Raw genomic sequence first — 17,553 nt, 5'->3', positions numbered from 1 at the left:
CCATGCACGCGCCCGACGATCCCCATGACGACGCCCCCGGTCCGCCTGCCGGACTGCCCGGCTATGCCGAACTGCAATGCCAGTCGAACTTCTCGTTCCTGCAGGGCGCCTCGCACCCCGAGGAACTGGCCGCCCGCGCCGCCGAACTGGGCTACGCCGCCCTGGCCATCACCGACGAATGCAGCCTGGCCGGCGTGGTGCGCGCCCACGTCGAGGCCAAGACCCAGAAGCTGCCGCTCATCATCGGCGCCACCTTCCGGCTGCGCGCCGGCCCCGAGGCCGCGCCGCTGGACCTGACCCTGCTGGCCCAGACCCGCGAGGGCTACGGCAACCTGTCCGAGCTCATCACCCTGGCCCGCACCCGCGCCCCCAAGGGCGAATACCGGCTGGCGCCCGAGGACTTCACCGCCCCGCCGCCGGGCTACGAACACCTGCGCCACCTGCCCGAATGCCTGGCGATCCTGTCGCCCGTCTACGGCGACGACCCCGACCGCATGGCGCAGCAGGCGCGCTGGCTGGCCGCCACCTTCCCGCGCCGCGCCTGGGTCGGCCTGACCCTGCTGTACCGCTCGCGCGACGACCTGCACCGCGCCGCCGTCGACCACGCCGCGCGCGCCGCCGAACTGCCGGTGGTGGCGCTGGGCCAGGTGCAGATGCACGTGCGCTCGCGCAAGCCGCTGCACGACACCCTCACCGGCATCCGCACCCACCAGTGCGTGTCGCAATGCGGCTACGCGCTGTCCGGCAACGCCGAACAGCACCTGCGCACCCGCATGCGGCTGGCCAACCTGTATCCGCCCGAAGCGCTGGCGCAGACGCTGGTGGTGGCGCGGCGCTGCGCCTTCTCGCTGGACGAACTGCGCTACGAATACCCCGACGAAATCATCCCGCGCGGCCACACCCCCGCCACCTACCTGCGCCAGGAAACCCTGGCCGGCGCCGCGCGGCGCTTTCCCGGCGGAACGCCGGCCCACGTCAGCGAACAGATCGAAAAGGAACTGGCGCTGATCGCCGACCTGCACTACGAGGCCTACTTCCTCACGGTCTACGACATCGTGCTGTACGCCCGCAACAACGGCATCCTGTGCCAGGGGCGCGGCTCGGCCGCCAACTCGGCGGTGTGCTACTGCCTGGGCATCACCGAGGTCGACCCGCGCCGCGGCAACAACCTGTTCGAACGCTTCATCAGCAAGGAACGCAACGAGCCGCCCGACATCGACGTCGACTTCGAACACCAGCGGCGCGAGGAAGTGATCCAGTACATCTACCGCAAGTACGGCCGCCAGCGCGCCGCCCTGACCGCCGTGGTGATCTCGTACCGCCCGCGCAGCGTGCTGCGCGACACCGGCCGCGCGCTGGGCGTGGACCCGGGCGTGATCGACGCGGTGGCGCGCGCCCACCAGTGGTGGGACGGCAAAAAGGAAATGCTGCGCACCCTGGGCGACTGCGGCCTGGACCCGGAATCGCAGGTGGCGCGGCAGTGGGCCGCGCTGGCCCAGACGCTGATGGGCTTTCCGCGCCACCTGTCGCAGCACCCGGGCGGCTTCGTCATCTCGCGCGGCAAGCTGTCGCGGCTGGTCCCGATCGAAAACGCCGCCATGGCCGACCGCAGCGTGGTGCAGTGGGACAAGGACGACCTGGACGCGCTCAAGCTGCTCAAGGTCGACGTGCTGGCGCTGGGCATGCTCTCGGCGCTGCGCCGCACCCTGGAACTGGCCGGCCAGCGCCGCGGCCAGCCGCTGCGGCTGCAGGACATTCCCGAAGGCGACGAACCCACCTACGACATGATCTGCGAGGCCGACACCATCGGCGTGTTCCAGATCGAATCGCGCGCCCAGATGACCATGCTGCCGCGCCTGCGGCCGCGCGAATACTACGACCTGGTGGTGCAGGTGGCCATCGTGCGGCCCGGCCCGATCCAGGGCGGCATGGTGCATCCATACCTGCGCCGCCGCCAGGGCAAGGAAAAGGAAAGCTACCCCAGCGAGAAAGTGCGCGGCGTGCTCAGCCGCACCATGGGCGTGCCGATCTTCCAGGAACAGGTGATGCAGATCGCGGTGGTCGCGGCCGGTTTCTCGCCCGGCGACGCCGACCAGTTGCGGCGCTCCATGGCCGCCTGGCGGCGCAAGGGCGGCGTCGACAAATACCGCGTCAAGCTGGTGGGCGGCCTGCTGGCCCACGGCTACACCCTGGAATTCGCCGAGGCGCTGTTCCGCCAGGTCGAGGGCTTTGGCGAATACGGCTTCCCCGAAAGCCACGCCGCCAGCTTCGCGCTGCTGGCCTACGCCAGTTCCTGGCTCAAGCGCCACGAACCCGAGGCCTTCCTGGCCGCGCTGCTCAACTCCCAGCCCATGGGCTTTTACGCGCCGGCGCAACTGGTGCAGGACGCGCGCCGCCACGGCGTGCGGGTGCTGCCGGTGGACGTGACCGTCAGCGGCTGGGACGCGGCGCTGGAGCCCGCGCCCGCCGACGCGGCGCCGCGCCGGCCCCATCCTCACGCGCCCTCGCCCGACGAAATCCGCCCCGCCGTGCGTCTCGGCCTGAGCCTGATCCAGGGCCTGCACGAAGACAGCGCCCGCCGCATCGAGGCCGCCCGCGCCGAGGCCCCCTTCACCAGCACCGGCGACCTGGCCCGCCGCGCCGCCCTGACCCGCCACGACCTGAACGCCCTGGCCGCCGGCGACGCCCTGCGCACCCTGGCCGGCCACCGCCGCCAGGCCAGTTGGGAAGCCGCCGCCAGCGTCCACAGCCGCGACCTGCTGCGCGACGCCGCCATCCACGAAACCGAAATGCCGCAACTGACCGCGCCGACTGAGAACCAGACCGTGGCGGCCGACTACCGCAGCGTCGGCCTGACCCTGCGGCGCCACCCCGTCGAACTGCTGCGGCCGCAACTGGCGGCGCGCAACTTCCAGCCGGCCAGCGTGCTCAACGGCTACCCCGACAAGCGCGTGGCCCGCGCCTGCGGCATCGTCACCGTGCGCCAGCGGCCGCAGACCTCCAAGGGCGTGATCTTCGTCACGCTGGAAGACGAAACCGGCCCGGTCAACGTGGTGGTGCGCCCCGAACTGATCGAACGCCAGCGCCGCGAGCTGCTCGGCGCCACCCTGCTGGGCGTGTATGGCTCGTGGCAGAACGTGGACGGCGTGCGCCACCTGATCGCGCAGCGGCTGGTGGACCTGTCCGAACTGCTGGGCGGTTTGAGCACGCCCAGCCGCAATTTCCACTGACGGCGATGCGCGGCCCGGCGCTGGCCCCGATGCCAGGGGCGCGCCGCCAGGCGAGACGACGGGGCGAAACAGAGCGGGTGAAACAAAGCGGGTGAAACAATCGGGCAAGACGAAGGGATGAGACAGCCTGGCGCGGCGGCAAAGCGTGGCGGTCACGGCGACGCCCCGGGGTTCGACCGGACGCCACCTCGGCCAAGCGCGGCACGGGCGGCTGGTCTATGATGGATTTTCCGCGCCGCCCGCCGGCCCCCGCGCCGGCCGCGCCGTGGAGACGTTTTCTATTTCAGGAGTGATCATGATCCGCAAGCTGATTCCCGTTCTGCTGGTTGCCACGCTGAGCGCCTGCGCCAACACCGGAGCCCCGCGTTCCTCATCCTCATCCGCCGCCTCCAGTTCCGCCAGCTCGCCCGCCGCCTCCGACAGCTCCTCCGGCGCGTCGTACGGATCACCCTCCGCCCAGGCCGGCGCCCGCAAGACCTGCGACGCCGCCGCGCTGCAATCGCAGATCGGCCAGAAAGCCACCCAGTCCGTCCTGGAAGACCTGCGCACCCGCAGCGGCGCCGCCACCGCCCGCATCCTGCGCCCGGGCCAATTGGTCACCATGGAATACAACGACACCCGCCTGAACCTGATCGTCGACGACAAGGACGTGATGACGGCGATCCGCTGCGGCTGACGTCCCGGCATTCACGGCAAGACGGGCGCAACGGACACACTCGCCCGCGCCCGCTTCTTCCAGACGCCGCGGTTGCCCGGGTCGTCCATGGACATCTCCCCCGGGGCCGCCCCGCCCGCGGACAACCATCCCCAAGCGAACGACCGGCCAGCCCCACGGGCAGGGCCGGGCCGGCGCGCCAGCAAGCTTGCCGGCGCGACCGCCTCCCTGCACGCCCGGCCCGCGAATCGATTCACGAATCGATCCACAAATCGATCCGCCAACGCTTGACCCTTACGTAACGTCATGCCCAAAAGTTCGGCCTGCGCCATTCACGAAGGAACCCCATGCGACTGAAAGTAGGAGAACTGGCCAAGCGCAGCGGACTGACCGTCCGCACGCTGCACCACTATCACGCGATCGGCCTGCTGACGCCTTCGGCGCGCGCCGACAACGGCTACCGGCTCTACGGCCGCGACGACATCGCCCGACTGCACCAGATCCAGGCATTGCGTCGCTTCGGATTGCCGCTGGCCGAGATCGGCGCCTACCTGGACCAGCCCGGCACGCCGCTGGACGAGATCATCGCCAGACAGATCGCGATGCTCGACAGCCAGATCCAACACGCCACCCGGCTGCGCGAACGCCTCGCGCAGTTGCAAGGCCAGTTGGCGATGGGAGCGGAGCCGGCACTGGCCGATTGGCTGACCACTCTGGAACTGATGAACATGTACGACAAATATTTCTCCCAGGAAGAACTGGCGCGTCTGCCCATGTACCGCCGAGGCCCGAACGACGATGCCGGCTGGCTTGCGCTGATCGCCGACGTGCGCCGGCAGATGGACGACGGCGCCCCGCCCGAGGACCCGCGTTCGCAGGCGCTGGCCCTGCGCTGGATGACGCTGCTGCTGCGCGACACCAACGGCGATCCGCGCCTGCTCGTGAAGCTCAACCAGATGCACGAACGGGAACCGGCCATGCAGGAACACATCGGTATCTCGCCGGCCATGCGCGACTACGTGGTGCGCGCCTTCTCCGAAAGCAAGCTGCGGCTCTACGAAAAACACCTGACGCCGGACGAGGCCCGGTTCATGCGGGCGCATTATCACGACCGCGCCGGCGAATGGCCGGCCCTGATGGCGCGGGTGCGCGACGCGATCGATGCCGGACAGGCGCCCGACTCGGCCACCGGCCGCGACCTTGCGCGGCAATGGCTGGAACTGTTTTGCAGCTACGCCGGCAACGACCCCGCGACCCACGCGAAATTCCGCCACGCCCTGATGACCGAGCCCGAACTGACCGCCGGCACCTGGGCCGATGACGCCACGCTGGCTTTCATGCGCCAGGCTATGGGCGCATTGACGGCGGCGCGCTAAGCGGCGTCGGCGTCGGCGGACACGGACGCCGACGCGGTTACGGTCAAGGTCGTCGTCGCGGTCGAGGTCACGGTCACGGTCGCGGTCACGGTCAAGGTCGCCGTCGCGGCGACAATCGCAGCCGCGACCGCGCTACCAGCGCGCCGCCTGGACGAAATCCACGAAGGCACGCAACGGCGCCGGCAGATAATGCCGGCCCGGAAAATACAGCAAGGGGCCGGTGAAGCTGGGCCACCAGTCCGCCAGCACCGGCTCCAGTTCGCCCCGATCCAGGTACGGCTGCAGCCAGTCCTCGAAAAGATAGACCACCCCGGCGCCCGCCACCGCCGCATCGACCGCCAGATCCACCGCCGCCCCCAGGCTGACGATCAGCGGACCGTCCACCTCCACCGTGACGGACTGGCCGTCGCGTTCAAACGCCCACGCCGGCATCGCGCCGCTGGTGAAACGGCCGCGCAGGCACAGGTGCTGGCGCAGGTCTTGCGGATGTTGCGGCCGCCCATGCCGGGCCAGGTAGGCCGGCGCGGCCGCCGCCGCCATCCGCTGGCGCCGCGGCCCGATCGGAATGGCCACCATGTCCTGGTCCATGCTTTCCTCGTAGCGGATGCCCGCGTCGCAGCCCGACTGCAGCAGCTCGACAAAACGATCGTCGACGATGACCTCCAGCCGGATCTCCGGATACTGCGCCAGGAACGGCGGCACGATACGCGGCAGCACCAGCCTGGATGCCGCCAGCGGCACATTCAGCCGCAGCCGGCCCGCCGGCCGGTCACGGAAACTGTTGGCCACGTCCAGCGCCGACTCGACCGCGTCCAGCGCGGGCGTCAGTTGCTCCAGCAGGCGCTGCCCGGCCGCCGTGGTCGCCACGCTGCGCGTGGTGCGGTTCAGCAGCCGCAGGCCCAGCCGGGCTTCCAGCCGGCGCACCGCCTCGCTCAACTGCGACGCGCTGGTCCCCGTCTGGCGCGCCGCGCCACGAAAGCCCCCATGCGTGGCCACCGCCACAAAGGCGCTGATGTCTTGAAGGTTGGACATGACCGGCCCTGATTGTTCGATATTCCGCACAAGCCGTGCGATTACCAGGGATTGTCGCACGCCCCGCGCCGCCCTAGACTCGCTTCATTCCCTCCCTGGAGCACGTCATGACCTCGATTCAACAAGCCGGCGCCTATGCGCTGGGCGACCTGACCGTCAACCGCCTGGGCTACGGCGCCATGCAACTGGCCGGCCCGCACGTATTCGGACCGCCCTCGGACAAGGCGCAAGCCCTGGCGGTGCTGCGCGAAGCGCTCGAACTCGGCATCAACCACATCGACACCAGCGACTTCTACGGCCCGCACATCACCAACCAGTTGATCCGCGAAGCGCTGCACCCCTACCGCGACGACCTTCTCATCGTCACCAAGGTCGGCGCGCGTCGCGGCGACGATGCCTCGTGGCTGCTGGCGAACTCCCCGGCCGAACTGGAATCGGCCGTGCACGACAACCTGCGCAACCTGGGCCTGGACGTGCTGGACGTGGTCAACCTGCGCCTCATGTTCGACGTGGCCGGCCCCGCCGAAGGCGACATCGAACCGTCCTTCACCACCCTGGCCGAACTGCAGCGCAAGGGCCTGATACGCCACCTGGGCCTGAGCAACGCCACCGCGCGCCAGGTGGCGCAGGCGCGCGGCATCGCCGACATCGTCTGCGTGCAGAACCAGTACAACATCGCGCACCGCGCCGACGACGCGCTGATCGGGCAGCTGGCGCAAGATGGCATCGCCTACGTGCCGTTCTTCCCGCTGGGTGGCTTCTCGCCGCTGCAATCGGCCACGCTGGAGCGCGTGGCCGCCGACTGCCAGGCCACGCCGATGCAGACCGCGTTGGCCTGGCTGCTGCAACGCGCGCCCAACATCCTGCTGATCCCGGGCACCTCGTCGGTCGAACACCTGCGGCAGAACGCCGCCGCGGCCAGCCTGGCGCTGCCGCCGCGGGCCGTGGCCGAGCTGGACGGGATCGGCGCCGCGGGCTAGTTCAATGGGCGCGGTTGACCAATCCGCCGCATAGTGGCACCTTACCCCGAAGTGCCACGCCCGGACCCCCACTTGGACCACCCACAGCCCCTCGTCACCGTCGACGCCGTCCTGCTCACCCTGCGCGAGACCGGCCTGGAAATCGCCCTGCACCCGCGCGACCGCGCGCCGTTCAAGGGCGCCATGGCCTTGCCCGGCGGCGTGGTGCACGTGGACGAAGACGCCAGCACCGAGGCCAGCATCCGCCGCGTGCTGCGCGAAAAGACCGGCTTCGAGCCGCGCTACCTGGAGCAGTTGCAGGTGTTCTCGGGCCCCGACCGCGACCCGCGCAAGTGGTCGCTGTCGGTGTCCTACGTGGCGCTGGTGCCGGCCGCCGAACTAGAGGCGGCCCCGGCGGGCTTTCGGTTCGTCAGCGTAGATGCGCTGCCGCCGCTGGCCTTCGACCACGCCGACATCGTCGCCGCCGCCGTGGCTCGCCTGCGCGGCAAATCCAGCTACTCCACCCTGCCGTTCTTCCTGCTGCCCGAACGCTTCACCCTGACCGAGCTGCAGCGCACCTACGAAGCCATCCTCCAGACCACCCTCGAGAAATCGAACTTCCGCCGCAAGATGGAAGCCTGGGATGTGCTCGAAGCCACCGACGACTACGCGCTGGGCGCGCAGCGTCCCGCCCGCCTGTACCGCCTGAAAGACTTCGCCCTGTTCGACCGCAGCGTCGGCTGACCTCGCGCCGAACTCCACTTAGTTGCAAACAAACAATAAGTAGGCTTATACTTGCCTCACTTAGTTTTAATTTGCCACTAAGGCCTGATCATGTTCACCCTCACCGCGCTCGTAGAAGGACAACGCCACACCGATACGCCCAGCGCGTTCGTGTTCCCCGGCGGCGAAAGCCAGGTCACCGTGCCCGCTGCCTTGCAGGCCCGCGCCGACGCGGCCAGCGAATTCCACATCCACGCCCTGCTGAAATCGGCCGACGACGTCATGCAGTTGCTGCTGCTGACCGACGCGCTGCGCCGCCTGAACCCGGCCGCGCCCGTGCACCTGGACATGCCCTACGTGCCCTACGCCCGCCAGGACCGCGTCTGCAATCCGGGCGAGGCGCTTGGCGCGGCGGTGTTCTGCAAGCTCATCAACGACCAGCAATACGCCACCGTCACCGTGGTCGAACCGCACAGCGACGTCACCCCCGCCCTGCTGCAACGCGTCCGCGTGATCGACGCCGCCGCCTTCCTGAAGACCGCGCTGGCCAACCCCGCCTTTGCCAACGGCGTCACCCTGATGGCGCCCGACGCCGGCGCCCGCAAGCGCGTGCAGGCCCTGGCCAAAAAGCTGGGCGTGGCCGACGTGCGCTACGCCGAAAAGGTCCGCGCCCCGCAGACCGGCCGCATCACCGAAACCCGCGTGCCCGACGACATCCCCGCGCAACCGGTGCTGGTGGTCGATGACATCTGCGACGGCGGCCGCACCTTCCTGGAACTGGCCAACGCCCTGCGCGACAAGACCGACCAACCGCTCTACCTGTATGTCACCCACGGCCTTTTCAGCAAAGGCCTGGCCGAGCTGAACGCCCGCTACGCCGGGATCTACACCGCCTATGACTGGACCGCCAGCGAAGGCGCCGGCGCGCCAGTCGTGGTCAACACGATCCAGGGCGCCAACGCCACCGCGCCGGTCAACACAATCGGCGCCGCCAGCGCCCCCGCCCCAACCAACACGATCGAAACCGCCAGCGCCCCCGCGCTCGCCACCCCGGCCAACTGAACCTCAAGCAGGAGTCCCCACCATGAACGCCTCCATCCCTGCCAAGAACGGCATCAACCCCTTGCTGCAAGCCGACTTCTACAAGACCGGCCACCCCTTCCAGTACCCCAGGGGCACCAACAAGATCCTGGCCAACTTCACCCCGCGCTCGGCCCGGCTGGCGCCGGTGCTGCCCGAACTGTTCGACAACAAGATCGTCTGGTTCGGCCTGCAAGGCTTCATCAAGGAAATCCTGATCGACCTGTTCAACCGCGAATTCTTCGGCAAGCCCGCCGGCGCCGCCGTGCGCCAGTACCAGCGCCGCGTCGACAATGCGCTGGGCAAGGGCGCGGTCACCGTCGATCACCTGCAGGCGCTGTATGACCTGGGCTATCTGCCGCTGGAAATCCGTTCCCTGCCCGAAGGCGCCCGGGTCGACATTCGCGTGCCGCCCGTCACCTTCGTCAACACCAGGCCGGAATTCGCCTGGCTGGTCACCTACATCGAAACGCTGTTCAGCTGCGAATCGTGGAAGCCGTCCACCGTGGCCACCATCGCCTTCGAATACCGCAAGCTCCTGACCTACTTCGCCCGCCTGACCGGCAGCCCGATGGACTTCGTCAACTGGCAGGGCCACGACTTCTCGATGCGCGGCATGGCCGGCCTGTACGACGCCCGCAAGAGCGGCGCCGGCCACCTGCTGTCGTTCACCGGCACCGACACCATTCCCGCCATCGACTACCTGGAAGACCTGTACGGCGCCGATTCGGACCGCGAACTGGTCGGCGGCTCGGTGCCCGCGACCGAACACTCGGTCATGTGCCTGGGCAGCAAGGAAGGCGAAATCGAGACCATCCGCCGCTTGGTCACGCAGGTCTATCCGGCCGGCATCGTGTCGGTGGTGTCGGACACCTGGGACTTCTGGCAAGTGGTCACCGACTTCGCCGCCGCATTGAAGTCGGAAATCCTGGCGCGCCAGCCCGATCCCTTCGGCAACGCCAAGGTCGTGTTCCGCCCCGACTCCGGCGATCCCGTGAAGATCCTGACCGGCTACTTCTGCACCGACGTCCCCAGCATCGAAGACACGGCAGCCCTGGCCGCCGCCCGCCACGACGGCTTCGAAGCGGTGCGGGATATCGAGACTGGCCGCTACTGGCGCCTGGACGACGACGCCCGCGCCAGCCAGGCGCTGCGCGAGGCCGAAGTCAACGGCGCGGTGCAATGCCTGTGGAATATCTTCGGCGGCGTGGTGACCGAGCGCGGCTACAAGCTGCTGGACCCGCACGTCGGCCTGATCTACGGCGATTCGATAACCCTGGCGCGTGGGCGCGACATCCTGATGCGGCTGGAAAGAAAGGGTTTCGCGTCGGGCAACGTGGTCCTGGGCATCGGCTCGTACACCTATCAATACCTGACGCGCGACAGCTTCGGCTGGGCGCTGAAGGCGACGTATGCCGAGGTCAATGGCGAACCGCAGGAACTGGTCAAGGACCCAGTCACCGACTCCGGCGTGAAGCGGTCGGCCAAGGGCTTGCTGCGGGTCGATGAGACGGCGACGGGCTATGTGTTGCGCGACCAGCAGACGCCGGAGCAGGCGGCTGGCGGCGCGCTGGTGCCGGTGTTCCGGGATGGGGTTCTGCTGGTGGAGCAGGATCTGGCGCAGATCCGGGAGCGGTTGCAGGGGTCTTGGGTTTGTCCTGAGCCGGGGAGTATTGATTGGGAGGGGTGTTGATGGACGAAGATTGGCTGGTAACAGACGCAAACGTAGCGTGGCCTGACGACAAGGCATCGGCTCTGCCGATTGCCCTGTGGTCTCCCGCCGAAGTAGTTGCGAAGCAAAAGCTGAGCGCGTTGACGACCCTGTACAGATACGACGAGGCCGGCAGGCTCTATTGCGTGAAGCCGTCAGCGAAACAGAAAGGGCGCATGTTCCCGGCCTGGCAGTTCGTTGATCCGGTTCCCAGCCTTTTGCCGCACGTCATCACCGAGTTGCGTGGCGTGTTGCTGTTCGAGCTTCATGCTTTTTTCGTTACCCAGCAAGACGACCTCAACGAACTATCACCCGCGGAAATGTTGGCGGGGCTGCCGTTCGAAAATCGAGGCGCAGTATCGCCCGCACAGGCGCGACTGCTCTCGCTTCCAACGGCAGAACGGTTGCAGCGGGTTCTGGCGCTTGCACGGTATGCAGGAAGGGGCATGACTGATTGAAATCGGTCGTATGCGATTTGATGAACCAACGCGTTACGAGCCGCCGTCTCACCTACAGGCACTAGTTCCCAGTACCGCCCTACTCCCCGCCCGCCCCCACCGCCGGCGGCACATGCGGCAGGAACGCCCCCGCCACCTCGAACGCGCATTCTTCCCGCGCGATATCGATCACCCGCGACACCACCGGATTGACGATGCTCTTCTTGTGCACCGCGTAGTAATTGATCGTCGGCAGATCCGGCTGCACATCCAACTGGCACAGCGCCCCGCGCTCGACCAGTGGCGCGAAATACGCCCCCGGCAGGTAACTGATGCCCAGCCCCAGCATCGTCAACTGCGCCATCATGCCCAGGCTGTTGCAGGTCAGCACCCGCTTGACCGACAGACCCTGCTCGGCGAACCAGGCATCGTACAGATGCGACAGCGCCGAATTGGTCGGCTGTGAAATCACCGGATACGGCGCCAGGTCCTGCGGCGCCAGCCTTGCCGAGAAATCGATGTCCAGCGACGGGCTGGCCATCCAGACGTTGGTCACCGCGCCCAGGTGGACGCAGTCGTATTGGTAGCTCCAGAAAGGCCCCGGCATGATGGCCAGGTCCAGTTGGTCCTGCTCCAGCCGCTCGTACAGCGTGATGCCGCCATCGATCTCGGGCATCAACTGCACCTTGGGATAGCGCAGGCTGATCTGGTTGACCAGCCGCGCCAGCCAGGTCATGCCGACCAGCTCGGTCACGCCCAGCCGCACCACGCCCTCGAAACTGGCCGGGTCGGCCATGTTCTGCACGATGCGGCTGTTCAGGTCCAGCATCTCGCGCGCCAGCTCGAACAGCTTGCGGCCCTGCGCCGTCAGCGCCAGCTTCTTGGCGCGGCGCTCGAACAGCGGCGCGCCGGCAAAGGCTTCCAGCTCCCCCACCCGCTTGGCGACGGCCGACTGGGTGGTGTGCAGCTTGCGCGAGGACGCGCTGAAGCTGCCCAGTTGCGAGCTCCAGTAGAACGCCTCCAGCTGTTTGAGGGTGTACATCGCGGCGGTGGACGTGAAATGCATGAAGAACCCTCACATTATCGTCGACAGGCGCGCGGCTGCGCGCCGTCCGGTCCGCGACCGAAACGTCGGGCGGCCGAAACGTCGGGCGGCCGAAACGTCGGGCGGCCGAACCGGGCCGGTCGACGCCGATCCGCCCCCGCCGGCACCGACGCATCCAAGTCAATGCCACCGCGTGCCGACTCAGTCGTTCCCTGCCGAGCGCAGCGGGTATCCCGCCACGCCCGGCACGGGCCCTACCCGCGCGGATGCAAGATATCCGCCAGAAACCGCTGCGCCCGCGGATGCTGTGGCGCGCTGAAGAAGCGCTCCGGCGTATCCATTTCCAGGATCTCGCCCGCATCCATGAACACCACCCGGTCGCACACGTCCCGCGCGAACCCCATCTCGTGCGTCACGCAGACCATGGTCATGCCGTCCTTGGCCAGGCCCTTCATCACCTGCAGCACCTCGCCCACCATCTCCGGGTCGAGCGCGCTGGTGGGCTCGTCGAACAGCATCACCGGCGGTTGCAGCGCCAGCGCGCGGGCGATCGCCACGCGCTGCTGCTGGCCGCCCGACAGCGAGCCGGGATAGGCGTCGATCTTGTGCTCCAGCCCCACCCGCGCCAGCAGCTGGCGCGCCAGCTCGGTGGCCTGCTTGCGCGGCTGCTTGCGGATGTTGACCGGCGCGAACACCACGTTGTCCAGCACGCTCATGTGCGGAAACAGGTTGAACTGCTGGAACACGAAACCGATCTTCTGGCGCAGCGCGTTCAGGTTGACGCCCTTGCCGTAGATGTCGGCGTCGTCGATCAGGATGCGGCCCTTCTCGATCGGTTCCAGGCGGTTGATGGTGCGGATCATGGTGGACTTGCCCGAGCCCGACGGCCCGCACACCACCAGCACCTCGCCGCGCGCGACCGACAGGTCCACGTCCTTCAGGACGTGATGCGCGCCATACCATTTGTTGACTTTCTCAAGCTTGATCATGATGAATTCCGATAAGCGCCGGCTCAGGGCCTGTTCTCGCTAAAAGGGGCCTCGCACGGGCCCTAGGCCATGGCGCGCTGGCGGCGGATGCGAAGGTCCAGCCACGACAGGCCGCGGCTCAGGCTGAAGCACACCAGGAAATAGATGATGGCCAGGATGCCGAACACCTGCAGCGGCTTGGTCAGCACCAGGTTGTTGACCTGATTGGCGGCAAACGTCAGTTCGTTCACGCTGATCACATACCCCAGCGAGGTCTCCTTGATGGTCGAGACGAACTGGCTGGTCATGCTGGGCAGCACGTTGAACAGCGCCTGCGGCAGCACCACCCGGCGCATCGTGGTCCAGTAGCCCACGCCCAGCGAGCGCGAGGCCTCGATCTGGCCGCGCGGCACCGCCTCGATACCCGAGCGGATCACCTCCGACAGATAGGCGCTCTCGTACACCACCATCGCCGCGATCAGCGTCCAGAAGCCGCTGATCACCTGCCCCGTCAGCTTCGGAATGACGAAGTACGCCCAGAAGATTAGCATCAGCAGCGGCATGCCGCGCACCACGTTGACCAGCGTCTTGCTGGCCACGCGCAGCCAGCCAAACGGACTGACCCGCGCCAGCGCGATGGCCAGCGCCAGCGGCAGCGACAGCGCCAGGCCGCACAACGCCAGGATCAGCGTCAGCGCCAGGCCGCCCAGCGGCCCATTGGGGTATTGGCCGACCAGCAGCGTCGGCCAGTATTGCGACAGGAGATCAAGCACCGTGGCCTCCCCGGTTCAGGCGGTAGCGCGCATAGATGCGCGATCCGATCAGCATGATGAGGAAGGATCCCAACAGGTACATGAGGGTCGCCGCGCCAAACGTGGCGAAGGTGCGGTAGGTCTCGTTCTCGATCTCGCGCGCCTGGTAGGTCAGCTCCATCACGCCGATGGCCATGGCCACGCTGGTGTTCTTGAACAGCAGCAAGGCGCGGCCCACCAGCGGCGGGATGGAAATCCGCACCGCCTGCGGCACGATCACGAAGCGCATGCATTGCAGATAGCTGGCGCCCAGCGCCCGGGCCGCCTCGAACTGCGTGCCGGGAATGGCGCGCAGCCCGCTGCGGATGTCCTCGGCGATATAGGCGGCCGACCCCAGCGCCAGCGCGATCGCCGCCAGCGACATCTCGGCGTTGTGCTGGTACAGCCACATCCGGAACCCCTCCGGCAGCAGCTCGGGCATGCCGAAGTACCAGAACAGCACCTGCACCAGCAGCGGCACGTTGCGGTGGTATTCCACATAGGCGTCGACCAGCCAGCGGCACGGCGCCAGGTTGGTGGCGCGCACCACGACCAGCGTCACCGCGATCGTGAACGCCATCACCCAGGACACCAGGAACAGCTGCAGCGTCACCACCATGCCGCTGGCCAGCAGCTGGTATTGCGAAGCGTCAAGTAGGCTCATTGCGCGGTACCGGCGTTCAGCCCGCGATGGGGCCGATCTTGAAACCGCGCTCGAGCTTGTACGGCGTCTGCGCGCCGAACCACTTGTCGAACAACTGCGCGGCCACGCCCGAGCTTTCCGCCTCGTCCAGCGCCTGGTTCACCACCGCCAGCATGCCCGGCTCCGACTTGCGCACGCCCAGGCCCCACGGCTCGTCGAACACCGACTTGGCGATCACGCTGACCGGCGCCGTCGGCGGGCTTTGCAGCACCAGGCGCACCAGCACCAGTTCCGACGCGAACTGCGCGTCCACCTTCTTCTGCTGCAGGGCCAGGTACGTGGCCGAGCTGTCGCCGTAGCCGATCACCTGCGACTTATCGAGAATGCGCTTGATCTCGCGCTCCGAACTGGAACCCTTGGTCGCGCCGACGCGGCGGCCATTCAGCGACTCGATCGTGTCCAGCCCCGAATCCTTGCGCACCAGCAGCTTCTGCGGGCTGACGTAGTACGCGTGGCTGAAGGCGATCTGCTGGGCACGGTCCGGCGAATAGCCCAGGTTCGCCGCCAGGATGTCGACGCGACCCTCGTTCAGCTCCGGCACGCGCGCCGCCACCGACAGCAGCTTGTAGCTGATCTTCACTCCCAGCTTGTCGGCCACCAGCTTGCACACGTCCACGTCATAGCCCACCAGTTGGCGCGTCGTCGCGTCCTGGAAGCTGAACGGCTGCGACGTGCCCAGGGTGCCGCAGATCAATTCGCCGCGGGCCTTGATGTCCGCGACCTGGTCGGCGCGGGCGCCAGCGCCCAGCGACAACGCGGCCAGGCCCAGGCAGGCGGCGATAAGTGAATGGCGTTTCATGGTGATTCCCCTTGTGTTGTGGTTTGAACAGAAAAACGGAACCGGCCCGCTCGTCGGCGGGCCCGGGAACAACTAGACGAGCTTGGCGCAAGCCTCGCGGATGCCCGCGCAGCCCTGCCGGATATCGTCCAGCGAAGCCGCGAACGACAGCCGGAACGTGCCCGGCGCGCCATAGGCATGGCCGTCGATCACCGCCACGCCAGCCTCGCGCAGCAGGTAATGCGTCAGGTCGGTATCGGTGCGGATCACATCACCTGCCGGCGTGCGCTTGCCCAGCAGCCCCGAGCAATCCGGAAACACGTAGAACGCGCCCTGCGGCACCACGATCGCCAGCCCCGGCGTGCCGGACAGCTCCGCCACCGCCAGATCGCGGCGCTCGCGGAACACCCGCGCGAACTCCGTCACGCAGTCCTGCGGCCCCGACAGCGCCTCCAGCGCCGCCGCCTGGCTCACCGACGACGCGCCCGACGTGCTCTGCGACTGCAGAATCGCCATGGCCTTGATCAGCTCATCCGGCCCGGCGCCGTAACCAATGCGCCAGCCCGTCATCGCATAGGCCTTGGACACGCCATTGACCACCAGCGTGCGCGCCGCCAGCGCCGGCGCCACCTGCAACGGATGCACCGTGGGTTCGTCGGTGAAGTTCAACCGCGCATAGATATCGTCCGTCATCAGCCAGACATGCGGATGGCGCTCGAGCACCGCGGCCAGCCCGCGCAGCTCGTCGGCAGTGTAGACCGAGCCCGTCGGATTGCTGGGCGCGTTCATCATCAGCCACTTGGTGCGCGGCGTGATGGCGCGCTCCAGCGCCTCCGGCGTCAGCTTGTAATCCGTGGCCGGCGTGGTCGGCACCGTCACCGGCACCCCGCCGTTGACCAGCACCATGTCCGGATACGACACCCAGAACGGCGCCGGAATCAGAACCTCGTCGCCGTCGTTCAGCGTCGCCGCCAGCCCGTTGAAGATCACCTGCTTGGCGCCCGTGCTGACAATGATGCGCGCCACCGGATAATCGACGCCGGTCGCTTCGAGCAGATGCGTCCGCGCCGCCTTGCGCAGCGCCACCGTGCCCTGGGCCGGCGGATACTTGGTCTCGCCCCGGTTCATCGCGGCCGTGGCCGCCTGGCGGATATGCTCCGGTGTCGAGAAATCCGGCTCGCCGATCGTCAGGTCGATAATGCGCCGGCCCTGCTCGCGCAGCTCGGCAATGATCGCGCGCGCCGCCACACTGGGCGACAGCTTGATGCGCTTGATGCGGTCGGCGACGATGCTGGCGGGTTGCGGGAGTTGGGTTTGCGGCTGGGTCGGGGTTTGCGGCTGGGTCGGGGTTTGTGTCGGGGCTTGGTTCACTTCGCGGCTCCCGTCTTCTCGGCCAGCGTCTTCTCCAGCCAGGGCTTGGTGTAGGTGCCGGCGCGCAGCTTCTCCTTGGCCACCGCCTCGTCGGCTTCCTTCTTGACCGCCAGCGCCAGCACCGCCGCGGCATGCTCGGCGGGAATCACCACCACGCCGTCGGCATCGCCGACCACCACATCACCCGGGTTGACCACCTGGCCGCCCACCGACACCGGCACATTGATCTCGCCCGGGCCATCCTTGTACGGCCCCTTGTGCGACACCGCGCGCGCAAAGCAGCCAAACTGCCCCTGCGCGAACACGTCCAGGTCACGCACCGCGCCGTCGATCACGAACCCGGCGATGCCGCGCCCCTGCGCATCCATCATCATCAACTCGCCGACCAGCGCATTGCTGGTATCGCCAGCGCCATCGACCACGATCACATCGCCCGCGCCACCCAGCGAAATCGCCTTGTGGATCATCAGGTTATCGCCCGGCCGCGTCTTCACGGTCAGCGCCAGGCCAACCGTGCGCTGGTTGCCGGCGTGCAGCGGACGCAGCCCGCTGACGCCGTACAGGCGGTTCATGCAATCGCTGATCTGGGCCGAGCCGATGGCGGCAAAACCGGCCAGCACGTCAGCGGCGACGGCCGGCGCGGGCCGGGGAAGAATGCGGTATCCGATGGGATTCATAGCGAGGAATTTTCTTG

General features: G+C 67.9%; 16 protein-coding genes. 8 read left to right on the top strand and 8 right to left on the bottom strand.

Going from position 1 to position 17,553, the window contains the following annotated elements; all coding sequences use genetic code 11:
- Positions 1 to 2 precede the first annotated feature (2 nt).
- The 3 genes from AruCF_RS12555 to AruCF_RS12545 all read left to right on the top strand — a co-directional run bounded on the left by AruCF_RS12555 (position 3) and on the right by AruCF_RS12545 (position 5,261).
- Positions 3 to 3,230 (top strand): error-prone DNA polymerase, encoded by a 3,228-nt coding sequence (locus tag AruCF_RS12555; RefSeq protein ID WP_049073383.1) that lies wholly within the window; start codon positions 3 to 5, stop codon positions 3,228 to 3,230.
- 295 nt (positions 3,231 to 3,525) lie between these two features.
- Positions 3,526 to 3,906: an I78 family peptidase inhibitor gene (locus AruCF_RS12550; RefSeq protein ID WP_049073382.1), complete on the top strand. Its 381-nt coding sequence runs from the start codon at positions 3,526 to 3,528 to the stop codon at positions 3,904 to 3,906.
- A gap of 326 nt (positions 3,907 to 4,232) precedes the next feature.
- A complete protein-coding gene (locus AruCF_RS12545) occupies positions 4,233 to 5,261 on the top strand; it encodes a MerR family transcriptional regulator (RefSeq protein WP_049073381.1) in 1,029 nt (342 codons plus the stop codon).
- A gap of 132 nt (positions 5,262 to 5,393) precedes the next feature.
- Here AruCF_RS12545 and AruCF_RS12540 read toward each other — a convergent pair whose 3' ends face one another.
- Positions 5,394 to 6,293, bottom strand: coding sequence for a LysR substrate-binding domain-containing protein (locus AruCF_RS12540; RefSeq protein WP_049073380.1), 900 nt, complete (start codon positions 6,291 to 6,293; stop codon positions 5,394 to 5,396).
- A 107-nt stretch (positions 6,294 to 6,400) separates the two neighbouring features.
- Between AruCF_RS12540 and AruCF_RS12535 the strand changes: the two genes are divergently transcribed.
- The 5 genes from AruCF_RS12535 to AruCF_RS29900 all read left to right on the top strand — a co-directional run bounded on the left by AruCF_RS12535 (position 6,401) and on the right by AruCF_RS29900 (position 11,224).
- Positions 6,401 to 7,273, top strand: a complete 873-nt coding sequence (locus AruCF_RS12535) for an aldo/keto reductase family oxidoreductase (RefSeq protein ID WP_049073379.1) — start codon at positions 6,401 to 6,403, stop codon at positions 7,271 to 7,273.
- 72 nt (positions 7,274 to 7,345) lie between these two features.
- Positions 7,346 to 7,996, top strand: coding sequence for an NUDIX hydrolase (locus AruCF_RS12530; protein WP_049073378.1), 651 nt, complete (start codon positions 7,346 to 7,348; stop codon positions 7,994 to 7,996).
- Positions 7,997 to 8,086: 90 nt separating this feature from the next.
- Positions 8,087 to 9,037, top strand: a complete 951-nt coding sequence (prs, locus tag AruCF_RS12525) for a ribose-phosphate diphosphokinase (protein WP_063568647.1) — start codon at positions 8,087 to 8,089, stop codon at positions 9,035 to 9,037.
- A 22-nt stretch (positions 9,038 to 9,059) separates the two neighbouring features.
- Positions 9,060 to 10,748 (top strand): nicotinate phosphoribosyltransferase, encoded by a 1,689-nt coding sequence (locus AruCF_RS12520; protein WP_083036766.1) that lies wholly within the window; start codon positions 9,060 to 9,062, stop codon positions 10,746 to 10,748.
- Entirely contained in the window at positions 10,748 to 11,224 is a 477-nt protein-coding gene (locus AruCF_RS29900) for a hypothetical protein (RefSeq protein WP_063568649.1), read from the top strand. Before AruCF_RS12520 ends, AruCF_RS29900 begins: the two co-directional genes overlap by 1 nt.
- Positions 11,225 to 11,303: 79 nt before the next feature.
- On the opposite strand, the gene AruCF_RS12510 is transcribed toward AruCF_RS29900, so the two are convergent.
- The 7 genes from AruCF_RS12510 to AruCF_RS12480 form a co-directional block, all read right to left on the bottom strand.
- A complete protein-coding gene (locus AruCF_RS12510; protein ID WP_157130042.1) occupies positions 11,304 to 12,269 on the bottom strand; it encodes a LysR family transcriptional regulator in 966 nt (321 codons plus the stop codon).
- Positions 12,270 to 12,502: 233 nt separating this feature from the next.
- The gene (locus AruCF_RS12505) at positions 12,503 to 13,237 is read right to left on the bottom strand and encodes an amino acid ABC transporter ATP-binding protein (RefSeq protein ID WP_006386295.1); all 735 of its coding nucleotides are present in this window, start codon (positions 13,235 to 13,237) and stop codon (positions 12,503 to 12,505) included.
- Between the two features lie 62 nt (positions 13,238 to 13,299).
- On the bottom strand, positions 13,300 to 13,989 hold the full coding sequence (locus tag AruCF_RS12500) for an amino acid ABC transporter permease (protein ID WP_083036765.1): 690 nt from the start codon (positions 13,987 to 13,989) through the stop codon (positions 13,300 to 13,302).
- Positions 13,982 to 14,671, bottom strand: a complete 690-nt coding sequence (locus AruCF_RS12495) for an amino acid ABC transporter permease (protein WP_006386293.1) — start codon at positions 14,669 to 14,671, stop codon at positions 13,982 to 13,984. The genes AruCF_RS12500 and AruCF_RS12495 overlap by 8 nt, the downstream gene beginning before the upstream one ends.
- A gap of 16 nt (positions 14,672 to 14,687) precedes the next feature.
- Positions 14,688 to 15,509: an ABC transporter substrate-binding protein gene (locus tag AruCF_RS12490; protein WP_063568650.1), complete on the bottom strand. Its 822-nt coding sequence runs from the start codon at positions 15,507 to 15,509 to the stop codon at positions 14,688 to 14,690.
- Positions 15,510 to 15,581: 72 nt separating this feature from the next.
- Positions 15,582 to 16,778 (bottom strand): aminotransferase class I/II-fold pyridoxal phosphate-dependent enzyme, encoded by a 1,197-nt coding sequence (locus AruCF_RS12485; protein ID WP_063568653.1) that lies wholly within the window; start codon positions 16,776 to 16,778, stop codon positions 15,582 to 15,584.
- Between the two features lie 77 nt (positions 16,779 to 16,855).
- Entirely contained in the window at positions 16,856 to 17,536 is a 681-nt protein-coding gene (locus tag AruCF_RS12480) for an RraA family protein (RefSeq protein WP_054498853.1), read from the bottom strand.
- Positions 17,537 to 17,553 lie beyond the last annotated feature (17 nt).

The organism is Achromobacter ruhlandii, from assembly GCF_002082135.1.
In the GTDB taxonomy this organism is placed as follows: Bacteria; Pseudomonadota; Gammaproteobacteria; order Burkholderiales; family Burkholderiaceae_B; genus Achromobacter; species Achromobacter ruhlandii.
This window is presented reverse-complemented; position numbering and strand designations above follow the sequence as displayed.